Raw genomic sequence first — 18,127 nt, 5'->3', positions numbered from 1 at the left:
ATCCATGAACCTTTCCGTTAAATCACACTTTCAATTTGATGAAGAAGCTTCTCTTTTCGCACCGGTTTTGGCACGTAGGCATCCATACCAGAGTCGTAGCAGCGTTGAATATCGTCATCTACGACACTTGCAGTTAAGGCAATGATTGGGGTTTTCGGTAGGCCTGAGCTTCTTTCATACGCGCGGATTTCTTTGGTTGCTTGGAAGCCATCCATCACCGGCATCATGCAATCCATCAAAATGATGTCGAATCCATTATCTTGTTGGAACATATTAAGGGCAATTTGGCCGTTTTCAGCAATCTCGAACTCGTAACCGGCTTTACTCAGTAATAATGATGCAACTTTTTGGTTGACGGTATTATCCTCAACCAAAAGGATACGCTCAGAGCGATTCGGTATGGTATTGAGGGCGGGCTCTTCTTTTAGAGCGGTGGCTTGATGGTTGTCGACATGGCTGACAGACATCGGGTTAATGTTGTTAACGGCATCACCACCCACGGGGACATCGACTGCTTTTGCCAATTTTTCTTTCAAAACATTGGCTTTGAATGGTTTAGGAACGTAATCGTCCATGCCGACATCAAAACACTTCTGAATATCGTCATCCACTACGCTTGCAGTCAAGGCAATAATAGGGATGCGGTAGCGACGATTTTCCTCTTGTTCTACTTGGCGAATTTTCTCTGTTGCTTCAAAACCGTCCATCACTGGCATCATGCAATCCATTAAGATCAAGGCATATTGGTTCTTTTTGAACATTTCAACGGCTTCTGCACCGTTTGCTGCTAAATCGAAAGGGAAGCCTGCTTTAGTCACGTGTAGGCCGGCAATTTTTTGATTTACGGTATTGTCATCAACCACCAGGATTTTGCTCTTGCTGTTAGCGACATTGGTTACGACTTGCTGGGCTTTTTGACTGCACTTCGCTTCACAACTCTCCAATGCTTTCACCAAGCGTTGACCAAGGAGCGGCTGGGTAATCATGGCGCTTACGGTTTGGCCGAAATCAAATTGGTCACTGTGTAAATGTTTCACTAAGCACACGCGTACATTCTGCGTTTCCAGTTTGTAGAAAGTGTCTTCATTGGCTTTGGCTGCATTCGGGCGTGTCTCCGCATAAATCACGACTATTTGTTCTTTTTCGTTAATCCACGTTGGTAAACCGTCCAATGACGTCACGGATTGATGCATCGCAATACGATAGAAATTGAGTTCATCACGCAGGGTGCTTTCCATATCCGTATCGTCACACACCAACCAAATTTGGCTGTTATGGGTTAAGCGTTTTGAGTCAAAGTCGAGTTGTACAATAGGCGTCGTCAGTTGGAAAAAGAATCGGCTGCCTTGACCTTTTTCAGACTCTAGTTGAATTTTGCCACCCATCAGTTCGACAAGTTGAGTACTGATCGCCAAGCCAAGCCCAGTGCCACCAAATTGACGCGTAGTGGAGTCGTCTTCTTGAGCGAAGGGTTCGAAAATCTTCTTCTGTTGTTGTTCATCGATGCCGATGCCTGAATCTTGCACCGAGAACTCCATCACGGCACTAGAACCCGATACTGAATGAGTCGAAACAGACAGACAGACTGTGCCACTCTCAGTGAACTTCACTGCATTCGACATAAAATTCATTATTACTTGGCGCAAACGGTGATCATCAATCATCAAGCGGAAAGGGGTATTACGGCTAATACTTACTTGAAGGTCGATGCCTTTCTCTTTGGCTTTGGGAGATACAATAGAGGCAATGTCATAAATGGATTCACGCACGCAAGTTGAATGTGGGCTGATCAGCAGCATGCCTGATTCAATCTTAGAGAAATCCAAAATGTCGTTAATCAGACTCAATAGTAACTGAGAAGAGGTCTCGATGGTGTCGACGTAATCACGTTGAGTGGCGGTTAATGACGTGTCGGAAAGGACTTCTGAGATACCGATAACTCCATTTAGTGGCGTGCGTATTTCATGCGACATGTTGGCCAAAAAACTACTCTTCGCTTTGCTGGCCTTAATCGCATCGTCTTTGGCGCGTTCGGCATCTTCTTTGGCTTGAGTCAGCTTCACTTTCGCTTGTTCACGCTCGTAGCTCAATCGTTCTACTTCTTGGGCGAATTTGCTTAATTCGTCTTTGCCTTTGACCAATTCTTTAAGTGGTGACTCTTCGCTGTAGCTGTCGCGACGTAAGAACTCGAGCACAAGGTTTAGGTTACCTGTCACTTTACGCACCAAGCGTATTGCTAAGCTGATGACTAAGATGGTGATTAACGACATCACACCAATGAACAGTAATCGCTGTTGATTAGCAATGGAGATTGCATGATCAACGTCCGCATTGAGTTGAACTGTCATTTTGTTATCGACGCTTTGCAACAGTTCAAGGCGACCATTGAGCGCGGTTAAACCCGCGGAAACCTCTTGTGAAGCAAGAGAACTGAGTTCTTCTTGGTTGAGTAGGTAAGTGCGAAATTCCTGGCTCAGAACAAACACGTCATTCGTAAAGGTCTCAATCAATAACTCAACTTGTTGTTGATTGGCGTTCAGCGTTACAAAGCGTTCTAGAAACAGCTGTTGGTTCTTAACGAGGGATTCGATCTCGCTACCGATGTCTGTGTCGTAATACTGGTTTTGCTCTACAGAATAAATCAGATATTGGCTTAAGCGGTTTTCTTCTTTCGACCAGAACATTAACCACTCGATTTGCATTAAGGCAGACAGATGGTTTTGAATTTCAAACGTGGCATTGTTAAAAGGAACTTTCTCTAAAGCCAAAAGAATCTGTTTATAGGTGTCAGCACGCCATTCAGACAAATCTAAACGTTCGTCCATATCGGTGTTGGTGGCTAAAGATATGCTCGCTTCTTCAAGGCTGGTCAATAAGTCAGCCATCTCAACCCCTTTGTCGGCAAAAATACGACTGGCGTTGGTATTCAGTGTCTCAGTCGTGGTCTTGATCATTACCGCTTTATCGGTCACATCAGGATTATTGGGCAGATTGTAGAGATACGATACCTGATCCATGTAGTTAGAGAACAAATGTGCTTTTTCAAGATCGTGAGCCTGAGTAGAGAGCCTAGCTACTTGCTGTCCCGCGAGAAAGAGCAATAAAACGATGGGTAAGAAAACTAAGCAAAACAGCTTATGTTTTACAGATAGGTTATTCCATGAAAGCGATCTAGCCACAGTGCACGTCCATATCCGAGAGATTAATATGAAAAGTGTAGTGTATGCGTCTCATTTGTTAGAGATTACGTACAAAAATTCATACTTTGGCTATCTGAAAACTGTGACTTTTGTGACAAAAGTGCATTTTGATAAGAGTATTAAGCTTTAAAAACATCAATAAAAAGGAAAATGTTACATTTTTTGTGCCTATTTAACGTCATAAAACTTATCGATAAAAACCATTTGTTGTATATGGAAAATGTTTTGTCGCAACGAAGGATAAAGTTGCTGTTTCGATATATAGGGGTAGGTATAATTTGTTCGCTTTCTTGTTAATGAGATTGCTAAACGTCAGTGCTTGCATTTTCTTTAATTTGTACGCCGATTAAAGTCAAAGGGCGTAAGCAAAACGTGCCGTTCAACGATTAAAATACGTATTTAAAGTACGACAATACCACAACAATAATTAAGTCATGAATGTATCTCGAAGTCTTCAAAACGTAACACTCCGTTACACTGTCCCAATCGTCTTTATGGCCTTATTTACTAACTTTACCTATTGGGCCTATCAACAGGTTGATGAAGCCAAGAGCCTTGCTCGTTATCATGTGAAGTCTGCTGAAGTGAACCTTGGAACCATTGTTAATGGGTATCGCGATTTGCTACGAGCCATGAGTCATGACGAGCATTTCACCGAATCTCAACTCTCACTCAAAGAACGGGCCACTCGTGCCGTGCCATATCAAGAAGCTTTTGAACTGGCAGGCATTGGATTTAGTGATGGCGTTGGGAACATGGTAAGTACCCATAACAACAAAGTGCATTCTATCGCGCATCGAGATTACTTCCACCAAGTGATTCGAACGCAAAAGACCGTCATGACCGATGTTCTGACTGACATCAGTAATGGTAATATCGTCTATGTATTATGTCGTCCAATGTTCGATATCTTAGGGGATTTGCAAGGCACCATATCAGCGTCGATTCACTTTAGTGAGATACAACACGCGCTAAAAACAGACAGTGAGAATGAGATTTACAGCGTCCTACTGGATGACGAACTGAATGTCATCAGCCACTCTAAAGACACGCAGTATGTAGGCGTGAATCTGTTTAACTATGGATATGAAAAGCTCTTTGACCGTAAAACCAATCTACATGCTTTGTCTCATTCCTCATCTGGAGGCTTCTTTACTTATTCTTCACCATTTGACCTGTCATACATTGAGTTCCGAAAGGTTGAGGGTACGCCTTGGATCTTGCTTTCAAAAGCCAAGTTCAGCAGCTTATTAAGTGAAGGGACGACGATGTTCGGCGTCAATGTCTTGCTTATTATCGCCATTTATCTCGTCATAACACGCTTGATGGGTAAGCAAGTTGTTGGGTTGACTCAGCCTCTGGACCGATTCTTAGAAGAGAGCCAAGTGGTGCTTAACGACAGTTCTATGGAATTGAAAGAGCATTTTGAATTGGTGCTGCAAGCAAGCCGCAATGGCGTGTTTTGCTCTCGAAGTGGCTTATTAACTCGAGAATACTTTCTGCGTGGTGCTGAGAAGTCTCTTGCGTTAAGCAACAACCCTAAAGCTTGTATCTTCTTTGATATGGATGATTTGAAGTACATTAATGACACTTACGGCCATCTCGCTGGTGATAAGGTGATTGCTCTGTTTGTCGCTGTGTTGAGAGAAACGTTCAACCATAAGCGTGACATTATCGGACGTTTTGGTGGCGATGAGTTCGTGGTGCTAACGCAGGAATATGAAAACAGAAGGGATCTGGAAAGAAAGCTAGAACAATTCTTGAACAAGCTGCAAACGACGGTTGAACGACTGGATCTTAATATTGATTTGTCAGCATCAATCGGTGTCGTGCTTACCGATCGAGCCAGCCGAGATATTGAAACCTTGCTGCACTGCTCGGATATGGCGGTGTATCGCAGCAAGCAATTAGGAAAAGGGCGCTACACGTTTTACCACCCATCGATGGTGGAGATCCCAATCTTCTCATAACAGACTTCACTGTAGATTAAAGGGAGGCATCATGTCTCCCTTCTTCATTCCTCTTCTTATTTAAGTTAACGCCGTTTTTGGTTTCATACGTAACACGTGCACGTCATAGTCACGCAGTAAATAAAGAACGAAACACGCCCCAAGCATTGGCCATGCCGCAAAGAACAATAGATTGTTGAATGGGTCGAAGTACTTGGCAAACGCTGAGAAGGTGGACCCGGCATGCAAGATTAAAATGGCAAGGTATGTGACGCTCTTCCACAGTCCCGCAACAAATACAGCTAAAAAGACCAACTGAGCCATTCCTATCGCAACAGATACACCATTGGAAATACTGAGGCCATAAAACCCGGAGAAAACTTTCATCGCGTGCTCGGGTACAAACACCTTGTCTAAAGCCCACATGATAAAAACGATGGCGATCGTTAGTCTTAGTACCAATAATCCCCAAGCCAATTTACAGTTAAGCGTTGATGTTTCTACATCTTTCATTTCTATTCCTTTTGGTGTTATGAAGGTTCTCATTTCAAGACCGACCAAAGCCGCTGCGACTTACAAATCCATATGTAAATATTCGTGACTCGTTCTCAATTTCAGTTCGAAGAGGGCTGCAACTCTCATTACTCAAAATTTGGGCTAGATTGCAAAATTGACCGTCTAGATAAAAGTTTCTAGATGGACAACCAAAATGATGTCATCTTTCTATAGGCAAGGATTTGCTTACTCAGTAAAAAGGAGATGGTTTCATGAGCAATGTGGATTGGCATAAAAATACTATTGAAGACAGTACGTTAATTACTGCGACCTATAAGAATACACAGAATGTACGTCGTTACTTTAAAGCTAAGTGTGGCGAAGATTTCAAATTCGATCGTGACTTTATGCAGTGGATGCAAGATTCTGAAGGGCTGACCATGAGAGACGCGGCTCAAGAGTGGTTGCAACGCCAAGAGCAGAAATAGGCTCTACATGGACATCTATCAATATCGATTTCCTAACACTTACTTTACTCTTCTGGAGACCTGATTTTTACCACGAGAGAGCCTCTTGCTGGGTCGCCAAAATCAACCAAGCTTGGTCGAGCATGGTGCTCAGTGCTTGAGCGAAATGGTTTTGAACTTATTGAAGCGATTGAGCGAGAGGGCGTTTCCGAATTCTGGCAATCGATTTATCAGCAATGGACAGAAAATGAAACCCGATTACGGCAAGAATTCCCCAATGAAGTGGTTAACGGACTTATGTTAGAAGTCAAACAAGTCGGCTCAGGTCTATTTGATGGAAGGCCTTGGTGGTTGATTCATGCTCGAAAACGTAACGAGAAACATTGATATGTGTATAGCAACAAGATTGACACAACAATTGAGCGGCATTGGTTATCCAGAAAAACGTGTTCGTACAGGTTTGGTTCGTACTATTTCTGCAAACGGCTTTCGCTCGTTGGAAAGTAAGGTTCCAGATGATGTATTTGAGCAATGCGAAATCTTGTTGTCAAAACGAGACTGGGCGTTGAGTTTAATTGCTTTTGATTGGGCTTTTCGACTGAAAAAATATTATGACAAAGAAACGTACTCTCGATTCGAATCATGGCTCCACCAGTACATTACCGATTGGAACGACTGCGATGATTTCTGCACACATGCTTTAGGTGCTTTGATAGCTCAAGATAATAGTTTGTTTGAACGAACGTTGAAGTGGACCAAAAGCGATAATTTTGCAGTGAGAAGAGCAGCAGCGGTCTCGCTTATTTATCCTATTAATAAAGGGATGTATGGCGGGACTGAGCCGTTTAAAGTGGCGAACCGCTTATTAGAAGATGAGCACGACTTAGTTCAGAAAGGCTACGGATGGATGCTTAAAGTATTGGCACAGAAAGAGCCAAACAGCGTGATTGAGTATTTAAAGTGTAATCACAGTAGAATGCCAAGAACGGCCTTTCGGTATGCAATTGAAAAACTCGACAAGCAAACCAAGCAACGCCTGATGGCGCTTTAAACTAGATCGCACTAGCACTTAAGCATGAATGAAAAAAGCCGACAGAATCAAATTCTGTCGGCTTTTGTTTTATTGAAGGCTAAAGACTATTGAGCGCTATTTAACCAACAAGTAATCAGAAGGGGACTTATCTGGTTTTGGTAGTCTCATCGAGGACACTGCGTTGTAACCATCTGATGTTAAACCGCCAGAGTAATCAACCGTACCATCTGGCAAGTTAGCTTTGGTTTCTGATGGGTTCCAAGTACGGAAGTAGTCGCTTAAGTCATATCCCGTTAGGTATGAGGTACACGCCATCATCAAGTCACCCTGGTTTAGGTGGCTGCTTTGTGCAGAACAGTAGTTAATGCCTTGATCACCAGTATTGTCACCGCGTGCTTTGCGATGTGCCAATTTGAAGAAGTTCCAACCTTGGTCTTCACCAAAAATACTTGGTTTTTCAGCGTTGTTTTCATACCAGTTATTGATATCGAAATGTTCTTCAGCCCACAGTTTTAACTGACCAAACATCGCAAGGCGCATACCCACATCCGCTTCGCTCCATGCATGACCCTCAAAGCGGTCAACCCATGTAGGTGACTTAGAAAGGTCACTGGCGATTCGGTCCATGTAAGGTTTTGTCTCACGCTGTTCCTGCATGTAAAGAGCAAGAATGTTGTTTGTCACCTCGGTTGAACCTGCCATCATGAATGGTGCGGATGCTAAGTTATGTCCGACTTCGTGCCATAGTAGCCAATCATTGGTAGGATTGGTTGGCATGACTGTCCAAGTTGGACGATAGCTGTTGCTTTGTACGGGATAGCCAGAATGAGCAGCACCAATCGAGATTTGTACGTCATTCACAAAGCGATGGCGGTTTGCTAGCAGCGCATCGTAAGTGAATCGACGGTGTGATCCTTCATCGACCTTTTGATCACGGCCATAAAAATCGCTCGCGTGATTTGCGAATGCATTCATCTCATCAGCAAACTGAGTGATATCAGCGTCAAGTACGTTATTTACAGGCGTCGTATAGATGAAGTGGCCAGTGTCGATTTCGGCAAGAGGGACGTCAGTATTGATAGGGTTGACCCATCTGCCGTCTTTCCACCAAGAGGCACGAAGTACACCATTGAAATTGAACGTCACAACGTCACGTGAATCCACTTCCAAAGGTTGAACATAAATCAAGCCACCGTAAGGGACTTTAAACGTGAGTGAGTCGCCGTCGTATTGGTACGTCTTTTGAACACGTGGTGGACGTTTCAAACTCAGTTCATGGTTTGCACGTCCTGTTAAGTCATCGACTAGAGCAACGCTGATCGCTGCTTTTACACCGCCCGTAATGGTGACTTCCTCAAGCTGAGGAGCCCATAACCCCGTAGATTGCATGTTGCCTGCTGTGCCAACAACCGTCTTGTTGTCAGTATGAATGTTCACACTTGCGGTGGAGCTTGCTTCGCTAGGGCGACCAGGGTAGGCATTGGTGTCAACACGGATATCGACGTCCCAGTAAGAGCGACCGAGCATCATACGAGTTAACGGCTTTTCCATCCAGTTAAGTGGATAAGACGGGTTAAGTTCGCCAGAATCGGTGATCATCGACCATTTGGCTAATTGCGATTGTGTTTCATCACCACAATGATTGCCGCCTGCGTGAGTATCCTTGGTGTAACAGTTGAGCATCTCTACTGCACGTTCAAAACCAAGCTCGTCTTGCATCGCTGGATTGAATTCGTATTGCTCATCATTCCACAACCAAACGGACAGATTGTCATACGTTGAAGTTAGCTCGGCCTGAGATAAGCGTTCACCGATTTCGCCTTTACTGCGGTAGTAAAGCTCATGCGAGAGTAAGCGGTCGATATTCGCACCCAAGTTTGCCGCTTTTACCATACTGTCGACGACTTCTGGGCTCATTTCATAACGAGTAAAGTCAGGACGGTGATGATTGCCTCGGCTTGGAATACCATGACCTTCACGGACTTCAATACAGTTTACTTCGTATTGATAGTCGTCTTTACACATTGGTACACCGACGAACTCGTTTTGTAGTTCGGCTATCGCAGCTTGCTTTTCTTGCTCTGTTTTCACGATGTGGAAAGCGTAGCGTTGATGTTCTTGTCCATCAATTGAGACTTTATACAACGGAATTTCCAGAGTTGGCATATCGATGTTACCCGGCCAAGTCACACTGCCGTCGTCGTTAATGACGATTTTGCTTGTGTCGTCATAACGTTCATAAACCACCAAATCGTATTCTGCTACGGTATGTAGGTTAGGGACGTTCGGGCCTGATGTACTGTGACACCAATAACTGTCGCTACACAATGACTGGAACGTTTTGGCTACGTTCGCTCCGCCCACGGAGACACCAGCGGCGTCTGCTAGACGTGCAATTGGCTCCGGGTTACTTTCTTCTAACGCATCAAAGAAGATAATGCTGCCGCCGTTATTCACGTACTCAATCAATGCCGTGACGTCATCTGCGTCCAATTTAGGTTGGTTAATATCAGACACGACAGATTTAGTATCATACCCGTCAGTTTTGATTTCGTAGGACTGAAGCAGCAACAATGGCGTAGATTTAGCATCGAGAGAATCAAATTGGCCACTGGTCAAACGCTCCATTTCTCCCAGTTGGTAACTCGGGTTAACAAAAAAGTCGTAGATTTGGCCTTCTTTGCGATCCCAACGGAAGGCGTGACCCTTTGCGATGTTGGTAGCAATTGCCACAGACTCTTGCGAGGCATTCGGGGCTAACCAATCAATGAGGTTGCCGAACATGACTTGCATGCTGCCGTGATCGTTTCGGCTATCGGTCTCTTGCGCTTCTGCATTGTGTGGCGTGGTATAGCGACAAGATTGCTCTGCTGCATCAATACCGAGATCCGCGCCAGCCCAGTAGTTTTCGGGGCAAGAGAAGATCGAGGTGTACATCGCGTTACCTAAGAACACCACTTTGCCAGAGCCAATCATACCTGCGGCCATCGATGGTAAGTTAAACGTTGCCGTTTTCTTAGAGATAACTTCTGGTCGCTGCATAACAACGCTTGAGCTCTCATCGATCGTGGTGGCGTCAACAATATAGGCTTTTTGATCTTTGCCTGATCCACGAGTCCATGCAGCTTCTTGATCAAACGGCAACCAGTAGCTGTTGTCATTGCGTGGCATTAAAACAGGGAAGGCTTCATTCGTTAGATTGAAGTTGCGCATTGCACGTGCATAGCCTGAACCGCCCCAACCGTGGTTATCATGGAAGATATGTATTGCATCAACCCCCGCATAGATCTGTTGCAGAGATTGCGTCACATAGTTGTTGCCAGTTGCACGCACAATACGCTGCATTGGCGCGGCGTATGTTGATAACGGTGTAGGTTGTTTTAACTGAGCATCAATGATTTGCGTTAAGCCTTGGCTGAACTGTGCTTCAAACTCATTTGGCGTCGCAAAGTTAGTCCCTTCAATGATTGCACCGTTAGGTAAGCTCAAATTGATCAGCTCGTTGATTACGTTTGGGTATTGGGCGAATACCTGACGAACGTTGTCGCTAATTTCGATTTGACTGCCCGAGTGTTGACCGTAGCGCTGCACAAACGATGTTAAGTTTTGCTTTACTAATGCATTGTCACTCAGGTCTTCAAGAAAATAGTTGACCTTGTTACCTTTAACTTGACCTAGTGTAAACGTATCGATACCAAAGATCAGGTTTTCGCCCCAAAGGTATTCAAACTCACCATTTGCATCAGTAATACCACGTGCCGACTGGCTAAAGAACTCGATACCTGCAAGTGCATTTCCTTGGGAATCGGTCAATCGGCTTTTGGTGAGTGGCTTGTTTGCTGCACTTGGCTTGTACTCATAGGTTGCTTCCGCGTTTGCAGAAACAAATGAACCAGTTAGGTTATTACTTGCACCTTGCGTAACTTCTGGCTGCAACTCTGGGTCGACGTGTGCGCTAGGTTGTTCGCCCTCATTTACAACACTTGGGTTTAGGAACTCATCAATCGCCGCTTGGTCGTCACTTTGGTAAAGGTCTAGAATGTCGTAACTGTTGAGTTCATCCAAGCACAGTTGTGATTCTTGAGTCGGACAAGTCGAAATTTTATTCAGCAGGTTTGCGGCATTACTTGTATGTGCGCCAAGCACGTCTTTCAAATCATACGCTTGGGTTAATTCTGACGGTTGAGAGCCGTTACGTGTTTGCTCCGGAATCTGGTAATTAAATTCACCGAGTGTAATGCCACCAAATTGACAGCTAAAGCGACCTTCAGGTGCTGCATAAGTGAAGTAAGCAGATTCGCTGATGTCTTGACCGTCACACTGAATATCGCCCGTCACCTGTTTGCCATTGATAAACAGCTTACCTTGGTAGGTTGTCACGCAAATATCTGGTTGATCAGGCGGTAATTCGGGTTCAACAGTAGGTGGTGTGGTGTTTGTTGAGTGCTTGTTTTCATCGCCTCCGCAGCCAAACAGCAGCGACGCGACAAGGATTGAAAGAAGACTTCTTTTCAAAGACTAAACCCTTATGAAATACCATCGAATAATAGATGGTGAGTTGGTTAAGATAAACTTTATTTTAAAGCTCACATTTATTGATTGATGCTAAGTAAGTATTTAAGTTTTAGTGACTTTTTTGAGCTCAATAAATGCGCGCGCATTCTAGATTTAAATGCGACCGGAGGGAACAAAAATTAACGCTCGATCTCAATTATTTACGCTTATGAGAGGAGGGTTCCGATGACGAGTGATTCTCTTGGGTACTTTAACTTTCTTTTCTTAAAAAATAGCGTAGAGTTTGGTGGTTTTTCACTGAAATCATTTCATTATGTCCAACGCTAAACTCCTTCTTATTCGCGGCTTACCGGGTTCCGGTAAAACAACACTAGCAAAGCAATTGTCCAAACAGCTCAAAGCAAAACATTTTGAAGCTGACATGTATTTTGAGAATGAAAATGGCGAATATGTTTTTGACGGTACGAAGTTGGCACAAGCGCATGAGTGGTGCTTTCAACAAACTCGCAAATGGTTGAGTAAGGGAAAGACGGTGATTGTGAGTAATACGTTTGTACGTCAATGGGAAATGAAACGTTACGTCAAGTATTGTGAGAAAAAGGGCATTGAAGTGGAAGTGCAGGTCTGTTGCGGAGAGTTTTCAAGTGTTCATGATGTGCCACCAGCAACGATTGAAAACATGCGTCGCCAGTGGCAAGAGTAAAGTTTCTAGATTTGGTGTCATAGTTATTGACCTCGGCCATCGATCATCACAATCAGCGTTTTGCTCATGATGGCGATATCCATTGAAATCCAAGAGTAGAAAGAACTCAGGCTGAGTGCGTAACTGTGGTCAAAACCAACTTTGCGTCTCACATCTTCAATGCACGAATCATATCCTTGATTCACCTGAGCCAACCCCGTAATCCCAGGCAATACGCCGTAGGTGCGTTCGACAAAGAAGGGGATTTCATCTTCCAGTTTTTGGTAAAAAGCAGGGCGTTCAGGACGAGGACCAATCAGAGACATTTCACCTTTCAATACATTAAATAACTGTGGTAATTCGTCCAATCGTGTTTTACGTAAGAAGCGGCCAACCGGCGTAATACGTGGATCATTTGCAGAAGCCCATACCGCACCAGAGCGTTGCTCGGCATCAACATACATGGTGCGAAACTTCATAATTTCGAATAAATCCATTTTTTCCGGGGTACAACGCCCCACGCGTAGTTGGCGATAAATAATAGGGCCTTTTGAATCAATGACAATCGCTAAAGCAATCAAAGGCATGATTGGCGCGGTCACGATTAAGATCAATAGCGAGATGAGAACATCGAAAGTTCGCTTTGCTAGATGAATGTTTGAGTCGTAGCGTGATGTCTTCATGGTGATTTCCTTATTGATTAATGCGCTTCCAACGCCCATTTTTCATACCTAGTAGGTAACGTAATCCACCTGCAAAATTAGCGATGTGTCCTACGACCATGTAACTGATTAACTTGAACGGTTTGAATATATTGAATACCGGAACAAAGTAGGTGATCAGTGCCACCAGATAGACGGCTAACTGTCCAAGCATTAAAAACTGAAATGCTGGATAGTGATCAAGCAGCAATGAACTCACCAAGCATATGATCATCAGGTAAGGTGTCGCGAGACGCAGTACCTTTCCTGATAGAAATGCAAATGCGGTGCCACGATAACGAGGGAGAAGCAGTTTTTTCAGCTTTAAGAATTGCTGCATATTACCGGCAGAAATGCGCAGACGGCGTTTGAAGTCTGATTCGTCTGAGCTTTCTTCTAGCTCGATGGCGAGCATCTTGGGTTCGTAGATAGAAGCATAACCTTGGAGCACGATGCGCATCGGTAAGATGAAGTCGTCGTTGATGATTTCTGGCTCTAAAGGTGTGAACAACGCGGTTCTAAAGGTATAAAAAGCACCGTGAGAGCCAATCGTTGAGCCAATCAACGACTCTTTGTACTTCACTTGAGATTGATAGTGCCAATAAGCCGCTTCACCTTGGTTTTGCGTGGTCATGATTTGGTAGGTCGCATTAACGACACCGACGTTCTCATTTTGATAGTGTTGGCTGGCTAGTAACAATGAATCACAAGACACCAAAGCGGAAACGTCACTTAAAGCCGTGATGTCTGAAATGACGCTTTCCATTTCTGCATTAAGAAGTGCGACCTTACCTCGATTGATTTGATGATCGTGGATGATGAATAAGGTATCAGCACAAATGGCTTCCTGAATGGTGTCTTGTGCGATATCTGCGGTGTTATCAGAGCACCCATCGCAAGCAATAACCACGGTAAGTTTGTCTCTCGGATAATCTAAACTCGCAAGGTTGCGAATTTTCTCTGCTATCCATTGTTCTTCGTTGTAAGCGGGAACAATCACCGTCATGGTTGGCAAAGTACAGTCGCTTTTTGAAGCTTTGTAGTTACGTTCGCTGCGTTTCGGCGATGCTTTACTTTTTCGCCTACGTGCAGAGAGCCAGCTGAGTACCAAAGGGTAGCCAACATGGTGGTAAACAATCAGTAGCGCAGACAAAACAAAACTAGCTGTCCAAAGTAAATCACTCATAAGAAGCCTCCCCAGATAGAGCCGCGTAGCGATTAACCATATCGCGAATATCAAAGTGCTTAAGAATGTGTCTTCGTGGTGAACGAGATTGTCGTGACAACTGGTTAGTTAATGCTTCCGTCAGCATTGGAACTCGGTTTGGTTCTACCAGTGCACTGGTATGCGGGCACAATGTTTCTTTTACCGCGCCGACATCACTGGCGATACACGGTACGCCGCATGCCTGTGCTTCCAGAGTCGAAAGCGGAAAGCCTTCTTGCAGTGATGGTAAGCAGAACAAATCGAGGCTCTGATAAAAGCTTGGCATGTCGTTGACTAAGCCAAGGAACGACACTCTATCTTCTAATCCGAGCGTTCTTACTTGAGACTCCAACAAGTCTCGTTGACTGCCGCAACCAGCAAGTGCTAAATGTGTGTTTGCTGGTAACTGCGAAAAAGCTTTGATTAGGATTTCTTGCCCTTTCACGGCCTCTAAGCGGCCAGCAGTTCCGATGATGAATTTGTCAATTGGTAGCGAGAATGTTTGTTTGGCTAACAGTCCATTGCCGTCTTTGAATTTTTCGCAGTCGATACCGTTGTGGATCGTTTTCACCCGTTCGTAACCCAAGTTATTGATGATTTGCTTCGCGACAAAATCGGCGTCTGCGACAACCTGTGGATGAAGCAGTTTGAGCAGGGCGGTTTGCAATCGTGCGGCTTTTCTATTGTTAAGATGCCAAGCATCGTGCTCAGTATGGATCAAGGTTTGCACACCATGGAGTCGAGCGGCGATACCGCCATAAAGTAAAGGTCCAATATGATGGGTATGTACCACATTGGCACGCAGCAGTTTCAAGGTTTTTTTCAGTGCTTTTATTGTGCAAAAATCTAAGCCAGATTGTTTGTTCAGAAAGTGGAGTTGGTCTTTAAAGTCTGCCAACTTTTCCCAATGGTTTAGCGCAGTGAATCTGTTTCCCTCTAGGCTGATGACAAAAACAGAGTCTTCGGGCTTAGCAAAGCGCAACATCTCCAACACCAAGGTTTCCAACCCGCCGGGTGCGAGATGCTGTACGACATGGACGATCACTTTGCCTTTGTTTTCTCGGGTCTTAACGTTTTGCATTCCTTAGCCCTCGACGTTAGTTGTTATAATCAACATTGCACGGTACGTGCCAATCATTAAATCGTTTTAAAACAATGCCTTAAATTAGTGCTTTCATGCGTTATTTAAAATGACACCAAGGCGTTCTCAATTTGAGATTCATATTCGATAGTGGATTTTAAAGGGGCAACGTGTTGATAAAATAGAAAAAAGCACCCCAGCGCGAGTGCTTTGATTCAACAGAATGACGAGCCAACTACGTGCTAATACGTCACCTTAGGAATCGTCGTGATCACAGCGACACCTAAGTGGTTTTCTAGTGTCTTACGTGAACGGATGGAGTTGTCGGCCAGTTCGATAATGGTTGCGATACCAACGCCTAATCCAGCACCGCCGAGTAGACCAAGAATAATGAATACGATGCTTGGTAGGTTTGAAGGCAGAGTTGGTGTGTAGGGCTCATCAATAATTTTCACACGTTTGTTTTCTTCGAATACGCCAAGGGAACCGGTTAATTGTGCCATTTCATAACGTTCGACCAGATCGTCGTACAATTCTCTTTTTACCGCGACGTCTCTTGCTAGTCGGTTGATCTCGGTAGCGGTACTACCAAAACGATTGGCGTTGTTTTCCAGATCTTGAATCATGTTGTAAAGGCTATCGGTTTCTTCTTCTAGCGATTCGTATCGACCACGCATGATTTGTAACTGATGAAGCTGAGAGACAAGCAAGGGCTGCGCATCACCAATATTGCTTACCGTTGCAGTGCTGGCAATATCCCATAGCTGATTGCTGTTCATTTCTGGCTGTTTAGAGTTGATCAGAACAGTACGTTCTTGCTCAAGTCGATTAAGTTCCCTAACTTTACCTTGGACCAGACTGTGCGCGTCCGTGTATCTAGCGCGAAGTAAGGTGAGTTCACTACGGATCTCAATGATCTGTTCTTCAATCTTACCGATAACAGGATTTGTTTTAGAAAGCTGTTGGTCCAAGCTACCCAAGCTGCGTTTTACACCCGCCAACTCAGCCTCTTTTTCTGCCAAGGTTTGTTTGAGGCTGGCCAATCGAGACAGGCTTTGTGCCTGCATCTCGGGTGTGGCATGGGCATACGTGTTTTTATATTCGGCAAATGCCTGCTCTGCTGCGTCCAGTTCTGTGCGTCGTTTATCGATATGAATCGTCAAGAAATGACTGGAATCTTTGATAGATGAACGCTCTGGTGCAAGCAATTGCTCAACGAAATGATTACTGACTGACGTGAGTATCTCTTCCATACCAGCAGGAGTGTCGTTGGTAAGTTCGATTTGAATGAAGTCTTTACCAAGTTGCTTGACGGAGAGACGACTGGCGAGATCTTTAATAATGAATTCTTGCTCTTTTGGGGTCATTTCATCGTTAATCAATTCTTGTTCTTGAGCGACAGAGAAGAGCACATGTCGGCTTTTTAATAATGTACTCAACGCGTTGATACGGTCTTTTAATTGAGTGGAAACGGCCAGATCTTCAAGAAACGGATTCATTTTTGCGGTTTCTTGCACCAACATACTGGTATGGGCAACGTAATTGGTAGGCAGGATTTTACTGACGATAAAACCAAGAATCGGCAACACCAACATTGGTACGACAATGAGGTAACGTCGACGCCATGCTCCATGAAGTAACACAGATAAGTTTTCTCTTAAATCGTTCATAGTGACCTCACTAGTTGTTCAACTTGAAAGGCTCTCGATGCCCAGCTTTGTTTTTCAATCAGTGCCATAGTGCCATTTGGGGGAGGCAGTAAATGCTTCAAGCTGGCACAAACATCATCGATATCCGTCACGACATGTAGCATCTGCTTATAAGGTGTAAGCGCTGGGAAAGAGGTGCTGATAACGGGCGTGCCTGTCGCTAAATACTCCAAAAGCTTGAGTGGATTACACGCTTTAATTTGGGCGTTGTCGATAAAGGGCAACCAACTTGCGTCCCAATGTTGTGAGTAGCTTGGCAAATCATGGTGTGCTCTAGGGCCAAGGTAATGGACGTTATTTCGTTGTGGCAACGGGTTATGAGGGAATTCGTTCGGCCCAATGAAAACAAGATCCCAATCGGGTGCTTGTTCGGCAACTTGTTCAATCAAAGAGTAATCTAACCATTCAGACAAACTGCCGTAAAAACCGAGAACCTTTCGCCCGTTATCTGGCAGGTCTTTGGCTTTGCTTGATGGGGTGGAGAACAGGGGGAAATCCACACCGTGAGGCAGTGTGACGGTTTTATTTTCTGGGAATTTTGCTGTCAGTTTGTCACTTGCCGCCAAAATGACGTTGCAACAATCAATCAAATCTGCTTCATGTTCCAAAACGGTTTGGTGATCGACTCCCGCAAGCGCGCCAAAATCGTCACCACAGTAATAAATAATGCCTGTGTTACTCATGGCCTTACACACATCAACCGCCGTCGGTAGAGACGTCCAGAATATTGGTTTATCAAAGCCAAGCTTGGTTAATTTTCGATTCAGTTGACGTTGCATTATTTTCGAAGCGGCTTTCCGAGCCCAGTGAGCACGTGGTGCAGGGATGGTAAGTAGGTCAATCGTCTGAATGTTGTCGTAAACAGTAGAGTCTTGTTTGAACGCTGCATTGCTGCGCGCATCCGCGTTAAAGGAACGTGTGAGTTTATTCAAAATGCGCTTTGTGTCCTTTGCGGCCCACTTGGGTTGTCTTAAACCAATGGAGTTGACCCACAGTATGCGGTGGTTATTCGCTAAATGTTTAATGATATGTTGAGTGGAAGAAGGCAATCCGCCAAAATCTTCGCCAAACACTACGATATCCTTCAT

General features: G+C 44.4%; 13 protein-coding genes. 5 read left to right on the top strand and 8 right to left on the bottom strand.

Going from position 1 to position 18,127, the window contains the following annotated elements:
* Nucleotides 1–17 precede the first annotated feature (17 nt).
* Nucleotides 18–3,179, bottom strand: coding sequence for a response regulator (locus C1S74_RS03210; protein ID WP_103415224.1), 3,162 nt, complete (start codon nucleotides 3,177–3,179; stop codon nucleotides 18–20).
* Nucleotides 3,180–3,634: 455 nt separating this feature from the next.
* Between C1S74_RS03210 and C1S74_RS03205 the strand changes: the two genes are divergently transcribed.
* The gene (locus tag C1S74_RS03205) at nucleotides 3,635–5,170 is read left to right on the top strand and encodes a sensor domain-containing diguanylate cyclase (protein WP_045401374.1); all 1,536 of its coding nucleotides are present in this window, start codon (nucleotides 3,635–3,637) and stop codon (nucleotides 5,168–5,170) included.
* Nucleotides 5,171–5,230: 60 nt separating this feature from the next.
* Here the strand turns inward: C1S74_RS03205 and C1S74_RS03200 are convergent, their stop codons facing one another.
* Nucleotides 5,231–5,662 (bottom strand): hypothetical protein, encoded by a 432-nt coding sequence (locus C1S74_RS03200; RefSeq protein WP_045401369.1) that lies wholly within the window; start codon nucleotides 5,660–5,662, stop codon nucleotides 5,231–5,233.
* Nucleotides 5,663–5,916: 254 nt separating this feature from the next.
* On the opposite strand from C1S74_RS03200, the gene C1S74_RS03195 reads away from it, so the two are divergent.
* The 3 genes from C1S74_RS03195 (at nucleotide 5,917) to C1S74_RS03185 (ending at nucleotide 7,162) form a co-directional block, all read left to right on the top strand.
* Nucleotides 5,917–6,132, top strand: a complete 216-nt coding sequence (locus C1S74_RS03195; protein ID WP_045401366.1) for a DUF6434 domain-containing protein — start codon at nucleotides 5,917–5,919, stop codon at nucleotides 6,130–6,132.
* Between the two features lie 132 nt (nucleotides 6,133–6,264).
* The gene (locus tag C1S74_RS03190; protein ID WP_231572680.1) at nucleotides 6,265–6,498 is read left to right on the top strand and encodes a hypothetical protein; all 234 of its coding nucleotides are present in this window, start codon (nucleotides 6,265–6,267) and stop codon (nucleotides 6,496–6,498) included.
* 1 nt (nucleotide 6,499) lies between these two features.
* Nucleotides 6,500–7,162 (top strand): DNA alkylation repair protein, encoded by a 663-nt coding sequence (locus tag C1S74_RS03185; protein WP_045401363.1) that lies wholly within the window; start codon nucleotides 6,500–6,502, stop codon nucleotides 7,160–7,162.
* Nucleotides 7,163–7,258: 96 nt separating this feature from the next.
* Here C1S74_RS03185 and C1S74_RS03180 read toward each other — a convergent pair whose 3' ends face one another.
* Nucleotides 7,259–11,659 (bottom strand): SslE/AcfD family lipoprotein zinc metalloprotease, encoded by a 4,401-nt coding sequence (locus C1S74_RS03180; RefSeq protein WP_045401360.1) that lies wholly within the window; start codon nucleotides 11,657–11,659, stop codon nucleotides 7,259–7,261.
* Between the two features lie 313 nt (nucleotides 11,660–11,972).
* Between C1S74_RS03180 and C1S74_RS03175 the strand changes: the two genes are divergently transcribed.
* A complete protein-coding gene (locus tag C1S74_RS03175; RefSeq protein WP_045401357.1) occupies nucleotides 11,973–12,362 on the top strand; it encodes an ATP-binding protein in 390 nt (129 codons plus the stop codon).
* Nucleotides 12,363–12,385: 23 nt separating this feature from the next.
* Here the strand turns inward: C1S74_RS03175 and C1S74_RS03170 are convergent, their stop codons facing one another.
* The 5 genes from C1S74_RS03170 to C1S74_RS03150 form a co-directional block, all read right to left on the bottom strand.
* Complete coding sequence (locus tag C1S74_RS03170) at nucleotides 12,386–13,024, bottom strand: sugar transferase (RefSeq protein WP_045401354.1); 639 nt, start codon at nucleotides 13,022–13,024, stop codon at nucleotides 12,386–12,388.
* Between the two features lie 10 nt (nucleotides 13,025–13,034).
* Complete coding sequence (locus C1S74_RS03165; RefSeq protein WP_045401351.1) at nucleotides 13,035–14,228, bottom strand: glycosyltransferase family 2 protein; 1,194 nt, start codon at nucleotides 14,226–14,228, stop codon at nucleotides 13,035–13,037.
* Nucleotides 14,221–15,330, bottom strand: a complete 1,110-nt coding sequence (locus C1S74_RS03160; RefSeq protein WP_045401348.1) for a glycosyltransferase — start codon at nucleotides 15,328–15,330, stop codon at nucleotides 14,221–14,223. The genes C1S74_RS03165 and C1S74_RS03160 overlap by 8 nt, the downstream gene beginning before the upstream one ends.
* A 242-nt stretch (nucleotides 15,331–15,572) precedes the next feature.
* The gene (locus tag C1S74_RS03155) at nucleotides 15,573–17,000 is read right to left on the bottom strand and encodes a GumC family protein (protein WP_045401345.1); all 1,428 of its coding nucleotides are present in this window, start codon (nucleotides 16,998–17,000) and stop codon (nucleotides 15,573–15,575) included.
* Nucleotides 16,997–18,127: a glycosyltransferase gene (locus tag C1S74_RS03150; protein ID WP_045401342.1), complete on the bottom strand. Its 1,131-nt coding sequence runs from the start codon at nucleotides 18,125–18,127 to the stop codon at nucleotides 16,997–16,999. The genes C1S74_RS03155 and C1S74_RS03150 overlap by 4 nt, the downstream gene beginning before the upstream one ends.

The sequence above is a fragment of the Vibrio hyugaensis genome, from assembly GCF_002906655.1.
Lineage (GTDB): Bacteria > Pseudomonadota > Gammaproteobacteria > Enterobacterales > Vibrionaceae > Vibrio > Vibrio hyugaensis.
This window is presented reverse-complemented; position numbering and strand designations above follow the sequence as displayed.